The sequence below is a fragment of the Hoeflea sp. TYP-13 genome (genome assembly GCF_040932035.1).
Classification (GTDB): Bacteria; Pseudomonadota; Alphaproteobacteria; order Rhizobiales; family Rhizobiaceae; genus Hoeflea_A.
The window spans coordinates 55,777-70,559 of record NZ_JBFRBB010000005.1 but is presented as its reverse complement, the minus strand read 5'-3'; the positions used below and the strand labels follow the sequence as shown (position 1 = coordinate 70,559).

14 protein-coding genes are annotated in these 14,783 nt (G+C 59.2%); 3 read left to right on the top strand and 11 right to left on the bottom strand.

Annotated elements, in window-relative coordinates:
- Positions 1-2 precede the first annotated feature (2 nt).
- The 6 genes from ABVT35_RS23420 to ABVT35_RS23395 all read right to left on the bottom strand — a co-directional run bounded on the left by ABVT35_RS23420 (position 3) and on the right by ABVT35_RS23395 (position 7,417).
- Complete coding sequence (locus ABVT35_RS23420) at positions 3-944, bottom strand: ABC transporter permease (RefSeq protein ID WP_368469823.1); 942 nt, start codon at positions 942-944, stop codon at positions 3-5.
- The gene (locus tag ABVT35_RS23415) at positions 944-1,993 is read right to left on the bottom strand and encodes an ABC transporter permease (protein WP_368469822.1); all 1,050 of its coding nucleotides are present in this window, start codon (positions 1,991-1,993) and stop codon (positions 944-946) included. Before ABVT35_RS23415 ends, ABVT35_RS23420 begins: the two co-directional genes overlap by 1 nt.
- Entirely contained in the window at positions 1,983-3,506 is a 1,524-nt protein-coding gene (locus ABVT35_RS23410) for an ABC transporter ATP-binding protein (RefSeq protein WP_368469820.1), read from the bottom strand. Before ABVT35_RS23410 ends, ABVT35_RS23415 begins: the two co-directional genes overlap by 11 nt.
- On the bottom strand, positions 3,503-4,939 hold the full coding sequence (locus tag ABVT35_RS23405; protein WP_368469818.1) for an amidase: 1,437 nt from the start codon (positions 4,937-4,939) through the stop codon (positions 3,503-3,505). Before ABVT35_RS23405 ends, ABVT35_RS23410 begins: the two co-directional genes overlap by 4 nt.
- A gap of 9 nt (positions 4,940-4,948) precedes the next feature.
- The gene (locus tag ABVT35_RS23400; RefSeq protein WP_368469817.1) at positions 4,949-5,926 is read right to left on the bottom strand and encodes a BMP family protein; all 978 of its coding nucleotides are present in this window, start codon (positions 5,924-5,926) and stop codon (positions 4,949-4,951) included.
- Between the two features lie 186 nt (positions 5,927-6,112).
- A complete protein-coding gene (locus ABVT35_RS23395) occupies positions 6,113-7,417 on the bottom strand; it encodes an amidohydrolase family protein (protein WP_368469816.1) in 1,305 nt (434 codons plus the stop codon).
- Positions 7,418-7,692: 275 nt separating this feature from the next.
- Between ABVT35_RS23395 and hisC the strand changes: the two genes are divergently transcribed.
- Both hisC and ABVT35_RS23385 read left to right on the top strand, forming a co-directional pair.
- On the top strand, positions 7,693-8,799 hold the full coding sequence (gene hisC, locus ABVT35_RS23390) for a histidinol-phosphate transaminase (protein WP_368469815.1): 1,107 nt from the start codon (positions 7,693-7,695) through the stop codon (positions 8,797-8,799).
- On the top strand, positions 8,796-9,746 hold the full coding sequence (locus tag ABVT35_RS23385; protein ID WP_368469814.1) for a prephenate/arogenate dehydrogenase family protein: 951 nt from the start codon (positions 8,796-8,798) through the stop codon (positions 9,744-9,746). The genes hisC and ABVT35_RS23385 overlap by 4 nt, the downstream gene beginning before the upstream one ends.
- 6 nt (positions 9,747-9,752) lie before the next feature.
- Here ABVT35_RS23385 and ABVT35_RS23380 read toward each other — a convergent pair whose 3' ends face one another.
- Complete coding sequence (locus ABVT35_RS23380) at positions 9,753-10,784, bottom strand: DUF2125 domain-containing protein (protein WP_368469813.1); 1,032 nt, start codon at positions 10,782-10,784, stop codon at positions 9,753-9,755.
- 73 nt (positions 10,785-10,857) lie between these two features.
- Between ABVT35_RS23380 and ABVT35_RS23375 the strand changes: the two genes are divergently transcribed.
- The gene (locus tag ABVT35_RS23375; RefSeq protein ID WP_368469812.1) at positions 10,858-11,388 is read left to right on the top strand and encodes a gamma-glutamylcyclotransferase; all 531 of its coding nucleotides are present in this window, start codon (positions 10,858-10,860) and stop codon (positions 11,386-11,388) included.
- Between the two features lie 12 nt (positions 11,389-11,400).
- Here the strand turns inward: ABVT35_RS23375 and ABVT35_RS23370 are convergent, their stop codons facing one another.
- The 4 genes from ABVT35_RS23370 to ftsE all read right to left on the bottom strand — a co-directional run bounded on the left by ABVT35_RS23370 (position 11,401) and on the right by ftsE (position 14,737).
- Positions 11,401-12,210, bottom strand: a complete 810-nt coding sequence (locus tag ABVT35_RS23370) for a lysophospholipid acyltransferase family protein (RefSeq protein ID WP_368469810.1) — start codon at positions 12,208-12,210, stop codon at positions 11,401-11,403.
- Between the two features lie 37 nt (positions 12,211-12,247).
- The gene (locus ABVT35_RS23365) at positions 12,248-12,988 is read right to left on the bottom strand and encodes a YdcF family protein (RefSeq protein ID WP_368469808.1); all 741 of its coding nucleotides are present in this window, start codon (positions 12,986-12,988) and stop codon (positions 12,248-12,250) included.
- Between the two features lie 110 nt (positions 12,989-13,098).
- A complete protein-coding gene (locus ABVT35_RS23360) occupies positions 13,099-14,085 on the bottom strand; it encodes a cell division protein FtsX (RefSeq protein WP_368469807.1) in 987 nt (328 codons plus the stop codon).
- Positions 14,078-14,737 carry a cell division ATP-binding protein FtsE gene (gene ftsE / locus ABVT35_RS23355; protein ID WP_368469805.1) on the bottom strand — a complete coding sequence of 220 codons (660 nt, stop codon included), beginning with the start codon at positions 14,735-14,737 and terminating at the stop codon, positions 14,078-14,080. Before ftsE ends, ABVT35_RS23360 begins: the two co-directional genes overlap by 8 nt.
- Between the last annotated feature and the right edge of the window lie 46 nt (positions 14,738-14,783).

Here is a 14,783-nt window from a genome sequence, read left to right as displayed (position 1 = left end):
AGCTAGCGTTCTCCCTTGCGGTAAGGCGCCATAAGGGCTTGCGGAACCTTGGCCCGGCGCGACATGACAATCAGTGCGACGATGGACAGAACATAGGGCACCATCAGGAAAACCTGATAGGGAATGGCACTTTCGACGACATGCTGAAGCCGTAGCTGATAGGCGTCGAACAGCGCAAAGAGCAATGCACCGAGCAGCGCCTTGCCGGGCCGCCAGGAGGCAAACACGACGAGCGCGATACACACCCACCCTCTGCCCTGGACCATGGTCGGAAAGAACGAGTTGAATGTGGCGGTGGTCAGGAAGGCGCCGCCAACGGCCATAAAGGCGCTTCCGGTTATGATGGCGCCGATGCGGATCCTGATAGGATCAAGCCCCTGGGCTTCCACCGCGTGGGGGTTCTCGCCGGTCATGCGCACCGCCAGTCCAAGCGGCGTGCGGGCCAGCACATAGGCCGTTGCCAGACAGGCAAATATGGCCAGGTAAGTCGGTGCGGTCTGGGAGAACAACGCCTCGCCGACAAACGGGATATCCGACAGGCCCGGAATGGCAAGCGGCTGGAACGGTTCGATGGTGGGCGGAGAAGACGAAACCGGCAGAGAAAGCCTGTAGATGTAATAGGTCAGCGACGATGCAAAAAGCGTGATGCCGAGACCGGTGACATGCTGGGAAAGTCCCAGCGGCACCGTGAGCATGGCATGCAGCAACCCGAAAAGCCCGCCGCAAAGTGCCGCAACGATCAATCCCGTCCACAGGTCGCCACCCTGGTAGACCGTCATCCAGGCGACCATGGCGCCAAGGGTCATGATGCCTTCAATGCCGAGGTTCAGCACCCCGGATCGTTCGCAGATCAATGCGCCCAGTGTGCCGAATATCAGCGGAGTGGCGATACGCAGAACCGCCCCCCACAAGCTTGCCGATGCGAATATCTCGAGAGCTTCCATCAGCGGCGAACCCGGTAAGTCGTGAACAAAAGGCAGACCAGCATGGTCAAGAGCGAAATGGAGACAATGACATCGGCGATGAAGCTGGGCACCCCAAGCGCCCGGCTCATGCTGTCGGCACCGACAAAGACGATCGCGACGAACAGCGCTGTTATCACCACACCCAGCGGATTGAGACCCGCAAGCATTGCCACGACGATGCCCGAATAGCCGTAGCCCGGCGATAGATCGAGCGTAACGTACCCCTTCAGTCCGGTTACCTCGATTGCTCCGGCGAGACCCGCCAGCGAACCTGATATGCAGGCAACGCCGAGCATGGTCTTGCCGAGTGCGATCCCCGCAAAGGATGCCGCATTCCGGTTGAGCCCGGCTGCCTTTGTTTCAAGGCCGAACACGGTCCGGGTCTGCACGAACCATATCAGAACCGCCGCCGCGACGGCGATCAACAGCCCGATATGCAGCCTGCTTCGGGCAAGCAGTTTCGGCAGCAGCACGTCGCGGTCCACGGAAACCGACTGCGGCCAGCCGAAAGCCAGGGGATCCTTCATCGGCCCTTCGATCATCATCGATACGAACAGCAGGACGATGAAATTGAGAATGAGCGTGGTCACGACCTCGTCGACACCAAGCCTTATGCGCAAAAGAACAGGCCCCAGCAGCAACAATGCGCCGGCAACCATGCCGGCGAGCAGGATGACGAGGATCGCCAGGGGCGCCGGCACCACACTGGCAATGTTGTGTCCAAGCCAGGCGGCAACCAGGGCGCCGAGATAGAGCTGGCCTTCACCACCGATATTCCAGAGCTTGGCGCGGAATGCGACCGCGGCAGCAAGGCCGGTCAGGACGAGTGGTGTTGTCCGGGTCAGTGTTTCAGATATGGACAACCGCGAGCCGAAAGCGCCCTTTACCATTTCGAAATAGGCATCGAACGGGTTGGCGCCGGCAAGGGCTATCAGGCCGCCGGAAAGGGTCAGCGATACAATGATAGCCGCGACCGGCGCTGCCACTATAAGCGCCAAAGACGACTGGTCGCGCCGCTCAAGCCGCATCTGCGTCTCCCCAGATGCCCGCCATCATGAGGCCGACCGATTTTGAATCGGCGTCCGTTGCGGCAATCGGCTCGGACAGACGCCCGTTGAAGATCGCCTGGACGCGGTCAGACAGGGCGAGCACCTCGTCCAGATCTTCTGATATGAGCAAAATGGCCGCTCCGTTTTTTCGTGCCTCGAGCAATTCGGAATGAACGGCGGCAATTGCCCCTTCGTCCAGCCCGCGCGTCGGCTGGTTGGCAATGATGAGATTGGGGGAGGTCGCCAGATTGCGGCCGAGAATCAGTTTTTGCATGTTGCCGCCCGATAAAAGCCGGGTTCCCGTATCGGGCACCGCGCCACGGACATCGAAGCGCGATATGAGTTCGTCCGTGAAGGTTCTGCAAGCGGTGCGGTCTACAAGACCGCGCTTTGAAAACCGCGCATCGTGGATGCGTTCGAGCACGGCATTTTCCCAGACAGCCATTTCGCCGACGGCACCTTCCGCATTGCGGTCTTCGGGAATACGACCGGTTCCCGCCTCGACAAGCGCGTGCGGTGAAAATGCGCGGCTTTCATCGCCATCGCGCATGAGCGTGCCTGAACTTGCGCCGGTGAGCCCGCAGGTCAGCCGCCCGAGGCTTGCCTGGCCGTTGCCCGAAACGCCGATAATGCCGAGCACCTCGCCGGCGTGGACGGCAAAACTGATATTGTCCAGAGTTTTGCGGCTATCCTCGACAACATCCACTGCCCTGGCGGAGAGGATTTCACGACCGGGCGCCTGATCGGTCCTGACGGGGCGTGTCACCCGCCTGCCGACCATCAGCTCGGCAAGTTCAGCACGGTCCGTATCGGCGGTATGCTTTTCCGCAACCACCTTTCCGGCCCGCAATATGACCACGCGCTGTGATGCCGCCATGACTTCCGCGAGCTTGTGCGAAATGAAGATAACGGAAAGGCCGGTTTCGGTCATGCCGCGAAGCGTCTTGAACAGCTGCTCGGCCTCAATGCTGGTTAAAACCGCGGTTGGCTCGTCTAGGATGAGGACCTTTGCATCGCGGTAGAGCGCTTTCAAAATCTCTACCCGCTGTTTTTCACCGACGGAAAGGTCGCCGACCAGGGCATCGGGATCGACTTGGAGCCCGAATTTTTCGGCAAGGGCGCTCAGCTTGTCGCGCGCGCCGGTTCTGTCGGAACGCAATTGCGAAAGCGATTCCGTGCCGATGATGACGTTGTCGAGTACGGTGAGGTTCCCGGCGAGAGTGAAATGCTGATGAACCATGCCGATGCCGGCTTCGATTGCTGCCCGTGGCCGGCCCGGGGGAAGGATGTTTCCGAATGCGCGCACTTCACCGCTATCGGCGGTGTAGTGCCCGAAGAGGATGTTCATCAGCGTCGTCTTGCCGGCGCCGTTTTCACCCAGAAGCGCCAGCAGTTCTCCCCTTGCCAGTGACAGGCTGATGTCGTCATTGGCAACCAGATTGCCGAAACTTTTCGATATGTTTGACAGTTCCAGTACCGGTTCGGCCGTCATGGATGTGCCCCCGCGATATCTGCGGGGAAATGCCAGTGCGGGCCGGTTTCGAGATGCTGGGCGATATCGAGGAGCAACAGATCGGCGCCGATCGGCCCGATCAGCTGAACCGACAGCGGCAAGCCGGATTTGTCGAGGCCGCGCGGCAGGCTCAGCGCAGGTATGCCCGCTGCATTTGCCAGCGCTGTGCGCGGTGCGATTGTTGCCATCTGGTCCCACAGTGTGTCGGTGTCAGTTCTGTCCGAAGGCATAGAGCCGATTTTCGGCGGAGGACCGGAAAGCATCGGCATGGCTATGGCGTCCATGTCTTCAAAAAGCTTCCAACAGCCATGGGCTATGCGCGCGGCATTCGCTTCCGCCGAATAGAGATCACATGCGTTCAGCGCACGTCCATCCCGGGCGGCCGCAGCGGTTACAGGACTGATTTCATCGTCGGCAATTTCCAGGGAATCGAGCCAGCAGGCCAGCGACACTGACAGGATTGTACGCACAATGCCGTCGGAAGCAGCGGCAAGCTCATCGAGCGCCGTGAGATCGACATCAACGATCGTATGTCCCTGATCTTTCAATAGCGGGATGATGGAGCGGACGGCCTCAGCCTGCTCTTTACCGGTCCTTGGTGCGGTATCGACAATTCCGATCCGCATACCCTTTACCGGAACGCCCGAGAGGTTCACCTCGCCATAGGGCCCCATTGTGTGGCCCGATACCGCCACAAGCGCCGCACGAATATCGCGGACGGAACGTGCCAGCACCAGTTCGCCGGTGATGCCCATCAGGTGATTGCCGAACTCCGGCGCATTGGAGGTCAGGCCCCTTGAGGGTTTGAGCCCGAAAATGCCGCAACAGGCGGCAGGTACGCGAATGGAGCCGGCCGCATCGGATGCATGGGCAATGGCAACGATGCCGGATGCAACCGCGCCGGCCGCACCGCCGGACGAGCCGCCCGGCGAATAGTCCGGATTCCACGGGTTGCGGGCGAGCGGTCCCGCGGGCGGCTCACTGGTCAGTGCAAGGCCGAATTCCGGTGTCGTCGTCACGCCGAACGGAAGAAGGCCCGCCTGTCGGAACCGCTTGAATATCAGGCTGTCCTCGTCAGCGGGGCGGACGCGTTTTGCCAGGGCTTTGGATCCGGCATGAACGGGCAACCCCCGGGCGGCATTGCTCAGATCCTTGGCAAGAAACGGAACCCCCGCAAACGGCGCATTGCGCGCCTCCTGCTCGCCGCCCGCAAGGCGTTTGTCGAATTGCCTGGCGGCGTCCAGCCCCATCTGCACATCGAGATGGCAAACCGCACCATAGGGGTCCGCTTTGGCCCGCTCGATGCTCGCTTGCATCAGCGCCATTGCGCTGGTCTCGCCGTGGCGAACAGCTTCGGCGAGCGCCGTTGCGTCAGGGAGCGGCGCGGCACCATTGCCATGTGCCGGTGACATCTCCGCTACTCAGGAAGGTTCGTTGGTGTCGATCGGAACCTCGAATGTGCCTTCCTTGATCGCTTTGCGCTTTTCTTCCATCGCTGAAATCGCGTCGGGAGAAATGCCATCGGCGACAAAGTTAATGTCGTTGCCACCGTGTTTCATGAAGGAAAATTCGGTGTAATCCCTGCCGACGGGATTTCCGGCCGCAACATCCGCGACAACCGCGTCGACGGTCGGACGGAAATTCCAGATGGCGTTGGCAAACACGGTGCCCGGATAGCGTGGCGTGTAGTCAATGAGTGAGCCGATGGCGAGAACATCGTGCTCCTTGGCGCCGTCTGCCGTACCTATGCGCTCGCCGAAAATCACATCAGCGCCGGCATCGATCTGCGCAATTGCGGCCTCTTTTGCCTTTGGCGGATCAAACCACGCACCGATAAAGCCATTGAGAAACTTGGCGTCGGGATTCACTTCCTTCACACCTTCACGATAGGCGTTGATAAGCAAATTGACCTCCGGGATGGGATAGCCGCCGACCGATCCGTAGGTGTTGGATTTGCTCAAGGTGCCGGCAAGCATGCCCGCAAGATAGGCCGCTTCATGGTTTCGCGTGCCAAAAACGCCGAAATTATCGCCGGCTGGGCCGCCTGATGAACCCATGAGAAACGCAATATCAGGATAGTCTGCTGCAACCTGGCGCGCTTCGTTTTCAACCGCGTAGGATTCGCCCCAGATCAGGTCGACGCCCTGTTCGGCATATTCACGCATGGCTCGGGCATAGTCCGTTCCAGAAACGCCCTCGGAGAACACATACTCAATGACACCGTCGTCGTGGGCTGATTGCAGTGCTTCATGAATGCGCGAGTTCCACGCATTTTCCACGGGTGAGGCGTGGATGCCTGCGACCTTTATCTTGTCGGCTGCAAATGACGGTGCAACAAAAGCTGGAGCCATGCACAAAGCTGCTGCAAGGATATGCCGGCGAGTCAGAAAATTCCCCATTTCGATGTTCCTCCGGTTATGGACAATTTTGCTCTCCGGCAGGTCCGGAGGCAGTTTTATATTTTTGTCCTATTGGTCAAAAGTTTATCGGGATGCGACGATTTGTCAACTTTTTGTCCTAATGGTCAAAAAGTGGATTGAATTGCTGCAATTTACCAAGAACGGGAATGCGTCTTCGGGTCCTTGTCACGGTGCACCTGGGGCGGCCTCAACGGGCGCGTAGTCGGCGGCGTCAATTGTACCGGGCCTGTCCGGAAGGCTGAGCGTTGCCATACGCGGTCCGGTCTCGGCAATCACCTCGCCGTTGCGAATAACGGCCAGCCGCGTTGCCCTCAGCCGGATGGCTTCGACAGGGTCACGCGCCTGCAGGACAACACAATTGGCCGGCCGGCCTTTTTCGATGCCGTAATCATCAAGCCCGATCGCCCGCGCAGAGTTTACCGTGATGGCATCGAATGCCTGCTTCATGGCGTTGACCGACGTCATCTGGGCGACATGGACCGCCATATGGGCAACTTCAAGCATGTCCGCATTGCCGAGCGAATACCAAGGGTCCATGCAGCAATCCTGACCAAGCGAAACGTTGATGCCGGCGGCAAGCAGTTCGGGGACGCGGGTCATGCCGCGGCGCTTGGGGTAAGTGTCGTGGCGGCCCTGCAGGGTAATGTTGATCAGCGGATTGGGGATTGCGTGGATCTGCGCTTCGGCCATCAGCGGAATGAGCTTGGAGACATAGTAGTTGTCCATGGAGTGCATCGAGGTCAGGTGCGACCCGGCCACCCGGCCCTGGAGGCCGAGGCGCACGGTCTCTGCGGTCAGGGTCTCGATGTGGCGCGATTGCGGGTCGTCCGTTTCGTCGCAGTGCATATCGACCGGCAGGCCGCGTTCGGCGGCAATTTCGCAAAGCCTTTGAACGGAGGCCGCGCCTTCCTGCATGGTGCGCTCGAAATGGGGAATGCCGCCAACGACATCGACGCCCTTGTCGAGCGCGCGCATCAGGTTCTTCTCCGCGCCGGCCGAGCGGAAAAGTCCATCCTGGGGAAAGGCCACCAGTTGCAGGTCGATATAGGCTTTGACCTTTTCTCGCACCTCCAGGAGCGCATCGACGGCCAGCAAGCGATCGTCGCACACATCGACATGGCTGCGGATCGACAATAGGCCCTGGGACACCGCCAGGTCGCAATAACGCAATGCCCTTTCGACCACCGCCTCATGGGTCAGTTGCGGCTTCAACTCTCCCCAAAGAGCAATGCCTTCAAGCAGCGTGCCGGAGCGGTTGAGCCGCGGATTGCCGAGAGACAATGTCGCGTCCATATGGAAATGCGGATCGATGAAAGGTGGCGTCACCAGCCGTCCGGCGGCTTCGACAACTCTTAGGGCTTCCCCGTCAATCCCGGGTGCAATGGCTTCGAAACGGCCATTGGAAACTGCGATATCGACGCCGGAGCGGCCGTCGGGAAGATTGGCGTCCTTGATCAAAAGATCGAACATTGATGGCCTCCATTGACATCTAGCCGGCAGCTGTATCAGACGCGAACAGACGCATCATTGCAGCACAGAGCCGCACAACCCGGCAAGGGCTATGGAGCCGCCGCAGTTGAAACCCGCCTGTTCTTCACAGCGTTGACTGGCTGCAATTGTCTGTTTTAACAGCGCTTAGAGATCGCTTAACACTCGACATTCCGGCCGCGGGCGGTTATGCCCCGCTGGTCACTAAAGGCTGTTGCGCCGCGCCGGCGTCGCAGCCTCAGCAGGGAAATGCGATGATGACCAGCGCGAAAAAAAAACCGACGCCAAAGAAGGGTGTTCTGGATATCGCTGCCTATGTGCCGGGAAAGGAAACCGCTCCCGGTGTGGAGAGGGTCTACAAGCTGTCGTCCAACGAAACGCCACTTGGCCCAAGTCCAAAGGCTGTGCAGGCCCTTGCCGATGTTTCAACCCATCTTGAAACCTACCCGGACGGCGCATCGCATCTTCTGCGCGAGGCCATCGCCGAGGTACACGGTCTCAATCCTGCGAATATTCTTTGCGGCAACGGATCGGACGAGCTGCTCGGTCTGTTGTGCCAGACCTATCTGTCTCCTGGTGATGAAGGTATTTTCACCGAACACGGATTCCTGGTCTACAAGATCCAGATCATCGGCGCGGGCGCCGTGCCGATCTGCGTGCCGGAAACGGATTGCAGGGCCGATGTGGATGCAATTTTGTCTGCGGTCACCGAACGGACCAGGATCATCTTTCTCGCCAATCCGAACAATCCGACCGGAACCTATCTGCCGGTGGAAGAGGTTCGTCGGCTGCATGCGGGCCTTCCGGGCAACGTGCTTCTGGTCCTGGATGCAGCCTACAGCGAGTATGTGCGCCGCAACGACTATGAATCGGGCATAGAGCTTGTCTCGGCCAATGAGAATGTCGTCATGACACGCACCTTTTCGAAGGTCTATGGTCTGGCGGGCTTGCGCATCGGCTGGCTCTATGCACCGCTTGCCGTCGTTGACGCGATGAACCGCATTCGCGGACCCTTCAACGTCAATGCCGCAGCCATTGCCGCCGGTGCTGCTGCAATCCGAGACCGCGAGCACATCGACCGGGCCGTGGCGCACAACCAGACCTGGATTGCGAAACTGACCGAGGGCCTGGAGGCGCTTGGTTTGAAGGTTACGCCTTCCGTCGGCAATTTCGTGCTTATCCACTTTGGCGATGAAGCCGGGAAAACGGCTGCCGATGCCGATGCGTTCCTGACCTGCCGGGGCTTTGTGTTGCGGCGCGTAACCGCGTACGGATTTCCCAATGCCCTGCGCATGTCAGTCGGCAGCGCGGAAGCCAATGAGGGCGTTCTTGCCGCTTTGAAGGAGCTTTTGGAAAAGGCATGAGTGACATTCAGTTCGACAAAATCGCCCTGATCGGTATCGGGCTGATCGGCTCCTCGCTTGCCCGGGTGATCCGCGAAAAAAAACTCGCCAAGACCATCGCGGTCTCCAGCCGCAGTTCGGAGACGCTGGAGCGCGCCCACGCGCTGGAACTCGGCGACACCTACACAACATCGGCAGCCGAAGCCGTTCGCGATGCGGATCTCGTCATTGTCAGCGTTCCGGTTGGAGCGTCCGGAAAGGTTGCGCGGGACATCGCCGGTAATCTCAAGCCGGGCGCGATCGTTACCGACGTCGGGTCGACAAAAAAGTCTGTCGTCGAACAGATGTTGCCGGCACTGCCTGAAAACGTCCATTTCATACCGGGACACCCCATCGCCGGTACGGAGCATTCGGGTCCGGATGCCGGTTTCGCGCATCTTTTCGAAGGGCGCTGGTGCATTTTGACGCCTGTCGCGGGAACGGATGAAGACGCTCTCAAAAAGCTGACCTCCTTTTGGGAAGCCTGCGGCTCAATGGTTGATCGGATGGATCCCGGCCACCACGATCTCGTTCTGGCGATCGTTTCGCATGTGCCGCAGCTCATCGCCTACAATATTGTCGGTACGGCCGACGATCTCGAAACAGTGACCAAATCGCAGGTCATCAAATATTCAGCGTCCGGATTTCGCGACTTCACACGCCTGGCGGCATCCGACCCGACCATGTGGCGCGATGTCTGCCTGCACAACAAGGACGCGATCCTTGAGATGCTGGCGCGGTTTTCCGAGGATCTGTCGTCAATGCAGCGGGCAATCCGCTGGGGTGACGGCGAAAAACTGTTCGACCTGTTCAGCCGCACGCGGCACATCCGCAAATCGATCATCGAAGCCGGCCAGGATGTGGATGTTCCCGATTTCGGTCGCCACGTTGCCGTTTCCGAAGGTCACGAAGAGCACGAAGAACACTGATCCCAATTACAGGGGCGGTATCTTGCCGACCTGGATGATGCCGATCCGTACAGTGCCGTTGTCGACGTTGACGGGCAGGGATAAATTGTCCTGGCCGCCGCCGAGTGTTGCGATGATCCCGGCAACGTTCTGTACCGCGTCTGCCTGATCGGGAAAATTGGCAACGACGAAGTCCTGCCATGCCTTCATGCCGCGTATTTCGATATTGAACTTGCCGCTCAGATAGCCGCCCTGATTGATTGAAAACGGCCCGTCGATGCTCAGCCCGGCACCATTGTCGAGGTCGGCATTCAGATTGTTGAGTGACGCTGAGAGATCGTGCAACGGATTACCGGTCTGATCGGATCCGCCGGACAGCAACCAGGCACGATCGGCCATTGTGATATCCGCCTGCAGATCGAACGCGGGCAGTCCGTTAAAAATTCCCTGATGGGACAACCTTGCCGTGTTGAGACGCATATTGGCATCAAGATCCGCATTGTTCTGACGGGCATGGAGCTGTGAAGATTCAGCGGTGATCTGAAGCGGCTCGGGTTCGCCGTTGAATGTCACGGATGCCGACAGGGCCGTGCTTTCAACGGAAGCCCGGTCGAGTCCGCTCAGGTTGAAAACCGTGCTGGAGCGCAGAACGTCCCAATTGAGATCGGCAAGCAGGCCGATGCCGGATTCAACAGTCACCGGACCGTCAAGTTCCGAGACAATGTGGTTCGGCTTGTAGACCTGGGCGGCGGATCTGAAGCTGCCGGTGGATACAACAGTGTCGGACGCAGCATCCTGTGCCGCGACAGACGAGCAGAAAAGCCCGAGCCTGAACGGGTAGCCGCGAATATCGAGATCTTTGCAATCGGCGACGACGTTCTGGTTTTGCAGATCGCTGAGCAGGAAGCGGCTGCGGCTTTCGAGTTGGCCGGCGAGATAGAACCAGACGGCGCTATAGACAGCGATTGCCGCCACGATGAAAGCCGCCAGCCAATAGAACCTGCGCGTCGACGGGTTTGCCGGCGTCTTGCCATTTGTCCTTGCCTTGCCGTTTTCCAATTGTGCCAGTTCCTTATGTGTTGTTAGAAGAGCCCGGTTGCTGGGATAAGATTTCGGGATACTGATCAACGATATGGATGATTTTTGGGTCTTTGGCTACGGGTCGCTGATGTGGCGGCCCGGATTTGACTATCTTGAAGCGCAAAGAGGCCGGCTGTTCGGCTATCGCAGAGCCCTTTGCATCTATTCCTATGTTCATCGCGGCACGCGCGAAAAGCCGGGGCTCGTGCTTGGGCTGGACCACGGCGGCTCGTGCACCGGCATGGTGTTCAAGGTCAGCGGAAAAAATCACGATCCGGTCATGGCTTATCTGCGGGAGCGCGAACTCGTTACGAATGTCTACCTGGAGCGAACGTCGCCGGTGCATCTTTCCGACGGACGACGAATCACAGCCGTTTGCTACGTCGCTGACCAGAATCATCAGCAATTTGCCGGTCATCTTTCGGCCGACGATGCAGCAAGCAGGGTTTCGGTATCCGAAGGCCAATCGGGCCATAATGTCGATTACGTCTCAAGCACGGTCGAGCATTTGAAGGAAATGAAAATCCGGGATCACTGGCTCGAAGATGTGGCGAGGCTGATGCAGGACTCCAGAGCAAGCTAATTTCATCTCGCTCTAAGCACTGACCGAATCCCGGCTGACTTTCTCGCCGGTCAGTTGTTCATAGCGTTTGCGTGCCCGCTTTCCCAAAGGCAGGTCCGGGTTTTCGCGGATCGCGTCGACAAGCAGTTCATCGACTGCGGTTTCGGTGACGCTGACAAGTCTATCCATGAATTCCTCGGCGGAAAGGCCCGGCTCGATCGGTGGCAGGAAGCGCACCCTGATGTTGCCGGGATAGCGAAGGAATTTGCGGCGTGGCCAGAACAGTCCGGCTACGATGGCCACCGGCATGACCGGGACATCGAGCTCGGCATAGATTCTGGCGATGCCGAACCTGTAGGCCGGTTCGGCGCCGACAGGTCTGCGGGTACCTTCCGGATAGATAATCAACTGGCGGCCGTCAGCCATCTGCCGCTTCGTCTTTTCCAGAACCGCGGGCATGACCTTTTCCCTGCTGCCGCGGTTAATCGGGACCATGCGCATTTTTGCAACGTACCAGCCGAACAGCGGAATCCAGACCAGTTCGCGTTTGAGTATGTAGAACGGGTCGTCAAGGTAAGGCAGTAATGCATAGGCATCCCAGAACGACTGGTGCTTCGGTGCGATGATGTAGCCGCCCTCGGGTATGTTTTCGAGACCTTCCACCGTGTGCGTCGTGCCGACCACTTTTTCCAGCAGCCAATGGTTTGAACGCACCCAGTTCTTGGGGATGACCCAGGCAGCCTTGCGCCGCATGAGAAAATAGGCGGGCGTGAACAGGATCATCTGGACGATGAGGTTGAGGTAGAAAAGCAGGTTGAAAAGTGCGGAGCGCAGGAAGATCATCAAGGGGTCTGGTGCAGTTCAGGTTTCTGGAGCAAGATCAGTCGCTTAAGGTGAGATTGGCCTTCCGGGGACTTTGGGCGATCACATCGGTTTTGCTCGAACGTAACCCGTCGCTGGTCGTGCGTCCAAAATTCAAGCGCAATCGCGCCGCCAGATATTTCACATATTCGGCCGCCAGCATGCGGATGGCGGCGGGCTGCTGCAGCCATTGCAGATGCCTCAGATCGGTGGCAACGACCGGATAGGGAATGTAGTTGGTCGCCTCGTCCACCCGCCTCAGCTCCATGAGGCTGCGCGGCATGTGGTAGTTGCTGGTGACGACGATGACGTTGCGGTAGCCGTTCTTTTGAACCCACAGGGCCGCTTCGTTGGCGTTGCCGATCGTATCGAGCGCATCATGACCGATATCGACGCAGCACTCGAAAAGGGCGGGTTCGGCCTGCGTGAGACGCTGTATCTGGCCGCTGGTGGTGGCCGGATAGACGCCGGAGATCAACAGACGCCCCGCCGTGCCCCTGTCAAGCAGTTCGACCGCCCGGTCGATGCGCTTGCTGCCGCCTGTGAGCACGACAATGCCATCCGCCTGGGCAAGTTTTCTCGGCGGCTCGAGGTGAATCACATCGCGCGAAAATCGCAGGAAGCTGCCGACAAAGAGGCCAACCGCAAGAGCCAGAACGAGCAGGAAAACACCCGCCAGCCGCTTCAGCCAGCGCGCGCCCCCGCTGTGCTTTTTCGGCGAATCGGCAGGTGCTGATTCGCCGGTTGGTTCGGTATTCATAGTCCTTCCTTACAGTGCCTTTGTGGCAAGCACCAGAGCCGGCACTGTCACATGGTCCTTGGACACCGGGGATATCGGGTATTGGGGGTTGTTTTGCCTGGCCCGGATTATCAGATCGAACGGGTCGGGTCAGACCGGATCAGGTCGATTTCCATAATGGTGCGGATAACCGTTATGCGGGTTGTCAGTGCCGTCAGAACGGCAGTGATGATGACAATGGCAAGCGCGCCGATATAACCGCCGGCACCCATCGAAAAGCCGCCGAACAGGGCCGTTGCCTGGTCGCTTTCGGGCGTTGCCATGCTGGCGCTTGCCCAGATACTGGCCAGCGCGAAGGTCAGGGCCGCGGCTATGCCGCCCGCAAGCGCACCCTTCAGCGCAATCAGGAAAAAGTGTTTCTGGAACTTGGCGGCGACGAAGCTGGCTTCGGCACCGACGAAATGCAGCACTTCAACGATGTGGTGATTTCCCGACAAGGCGCCCCTTGTCGCAAACACCACGGTCAAGATGGTTGCCGTAAAAACAAGAGCCAGGACGCAAAGTCCGATGATAACGGTTGTGTTGGCCATGGCGACCAGCCGGTCTACCCATGTGCGGTGATCGTCCAGGAATACGTTTTGGACAGATTCTTCAAGCGCTAAGCGCATGCCGGCAAAATCAGGTGGCGCGGCCTCGTCTATGGTGATGATGACGAGCCTTGGAACCGGCAGCTCTTCAAGGTCCAGCCCCTCTCCGAGCCACGGTTCCAGGAGCCGCGCCGTGGCAGCGGGGTCGACGATGGTTGCCGCCGTTGTGCCGGTGAAGCTCAGGGCAATATCCCGCGCCTTTGCCAATTCGGCATCCAGATCCATGCCCGGTTCCGGTTTGATCTGAATGGTGATTTCCCGGGAAATCTGGCTCTGCCAGCTGTTTGCCGTGTCCTGCACCATGATGACGGCGCCAAGCGTCAGGCAGGCCAGAAACGACATGATGGAGATGACGAACATGAGCGAACTGCCGGCAATATTGCCGGCCGGAACGATCGGCGCGGTCGGGCGCAGCACGATTTCCCGCCGGCTCTCGCCAATTCCGTGTTCTGTGTCCGACATGTCATTCATAGATTTCGAGCCGTCCGCCAGAAAGAATCATGCGTCGTGCGTCAACCTGATCCATCAGCGACAGATCGTGGGTGGCTATGATGACTGCGGTGCCGAGCTTGTTCAACTCCAGGAACAGGCGAAGCAACCGTCGCGCGAGCGGTGCATCGACGTTACCGGTCGGCTCGTCAGCCAGCAGGATCTCAGGCTGATCGATCAGTGCCCGGGCAATGGCCGCGCGCTGTTTCTCACCGCCCGACAGGATCGGAGGCAGCACATTCATGCGGTCACCAAGCCCCACCCATTTGAGCAGTTCCATTACGTCCGTTCGGTAGCTTGTCTCCTCCTTGCCGCGCACGCGCAGCGGCAGCGCGACATTTTCATAGGTTGTCAGGTGATCGAGCAGGCGGAAATCCTGGAAAACAATGCCGATGCGGCGGCGCAGCTTTGGCAGTTCCTGCTGCGGAATGGTGGTGATGTCCTGACCGAAGACACGGACAAAACCGCGCGTCGGCTGCAGGGACATGAACATCAGGCGCATCAGCGTGGTTTTACCGGCGCCCGATGGGCCTGTCAGAAACTGGAAGGAGCGTCTGGGAACATCGAATGTCAAATCACGCAGGACTTCCGGCCCCATGCCGTAACGCAGCCCAACATTGTCGAAGTCGATCACGCCCGCGCCTCACAAGTTGCATTTCGAAAACCGCATCGCCGTGCCG

Coding starts and splice junctions, on each gene's coding strand:
- ABVT35_RS23400 (WP_368469817.1), bottom strand. CDS start 5,926: ATGGGGAATTTTCTGACTCGCCGGCATATCCTTGCAGCAGCTTTGTGC.
- ABVT35_RS23410 (WP_368469820.1), bottom strand. CDS start 3,506: ATGACGGCCGAACCGGTACTGGAACTGTCAAACATATCGAAAAGTTTC.
- ABVT35_RS23365 (WP_368469808.1), bottom strand. CDS start 12,988: ATGAATACCGAACCAACCGGCGAATCAGCACCTGCCGATTCGCCGAAA.
- ABVT35_RS23415 (WP_368469822.1), bottom strand. CDS start 1,993: ATGCGGCTTGAGCGGCGCGACCAGTCGTCTTTGGCGCTTATAGTGGCA.
- ABVT35_RS23420 (WP_368469823.1), bottom strand. CDS start 944: ATGGAAGCTCTCGAGATATTCGCATCGGCAAGCTTGTGGGGGGCGGTT.
- ABVT35_RS23405 (WP_368469818.1), bottom strand. CDS start 4,939: ATGTCACCGGCACATGGCAATGGTGCCGCGCCGCTCCCTGACGCAACG.
- hisC (WP_368469815.1), top strand. CDS start 7,693: ATGACCAGCGCGAAAAAAAAACCGACGCCAAAGAAGGGTGTTCTGGAT.
- ABVT35_RS23375 (WP_368469812.1), top strand. CDS start 10,858: ATGGATGATTTTTGGGTCTTTGGCTACGGGTCGCTGATGTGGCGGCCC.
- ABVT35_RS23360 (WP_368469807.1), bottom strand. CDS start 14,085: ATGAATGACATGTCGGACACAGAACACGGAATTGGCGAGAGCCGGCGG.
- ABVT35_RS23385 (WP_368469814.1), top strand. CDS start 8,796: ATGAGTGACATTCAGTTCGACAAAATCGCCCTGATCGGTATCGGGCTG.
- ABVT35_RS23395 (WP_368469816.1), bottom strand. CDS start 7,417: ATGTTCGATCTTTTGATCAAGGACGCCAATCTTCCCGACGGCCGCTCC.
- ABVT35_RS23370 (WP_368469810.1), bottom strand. CDS start 12,210: ATGATCTTCCTGCGCTCCGCACTTTTCAACCTGCTTTTCTACCTCAAC.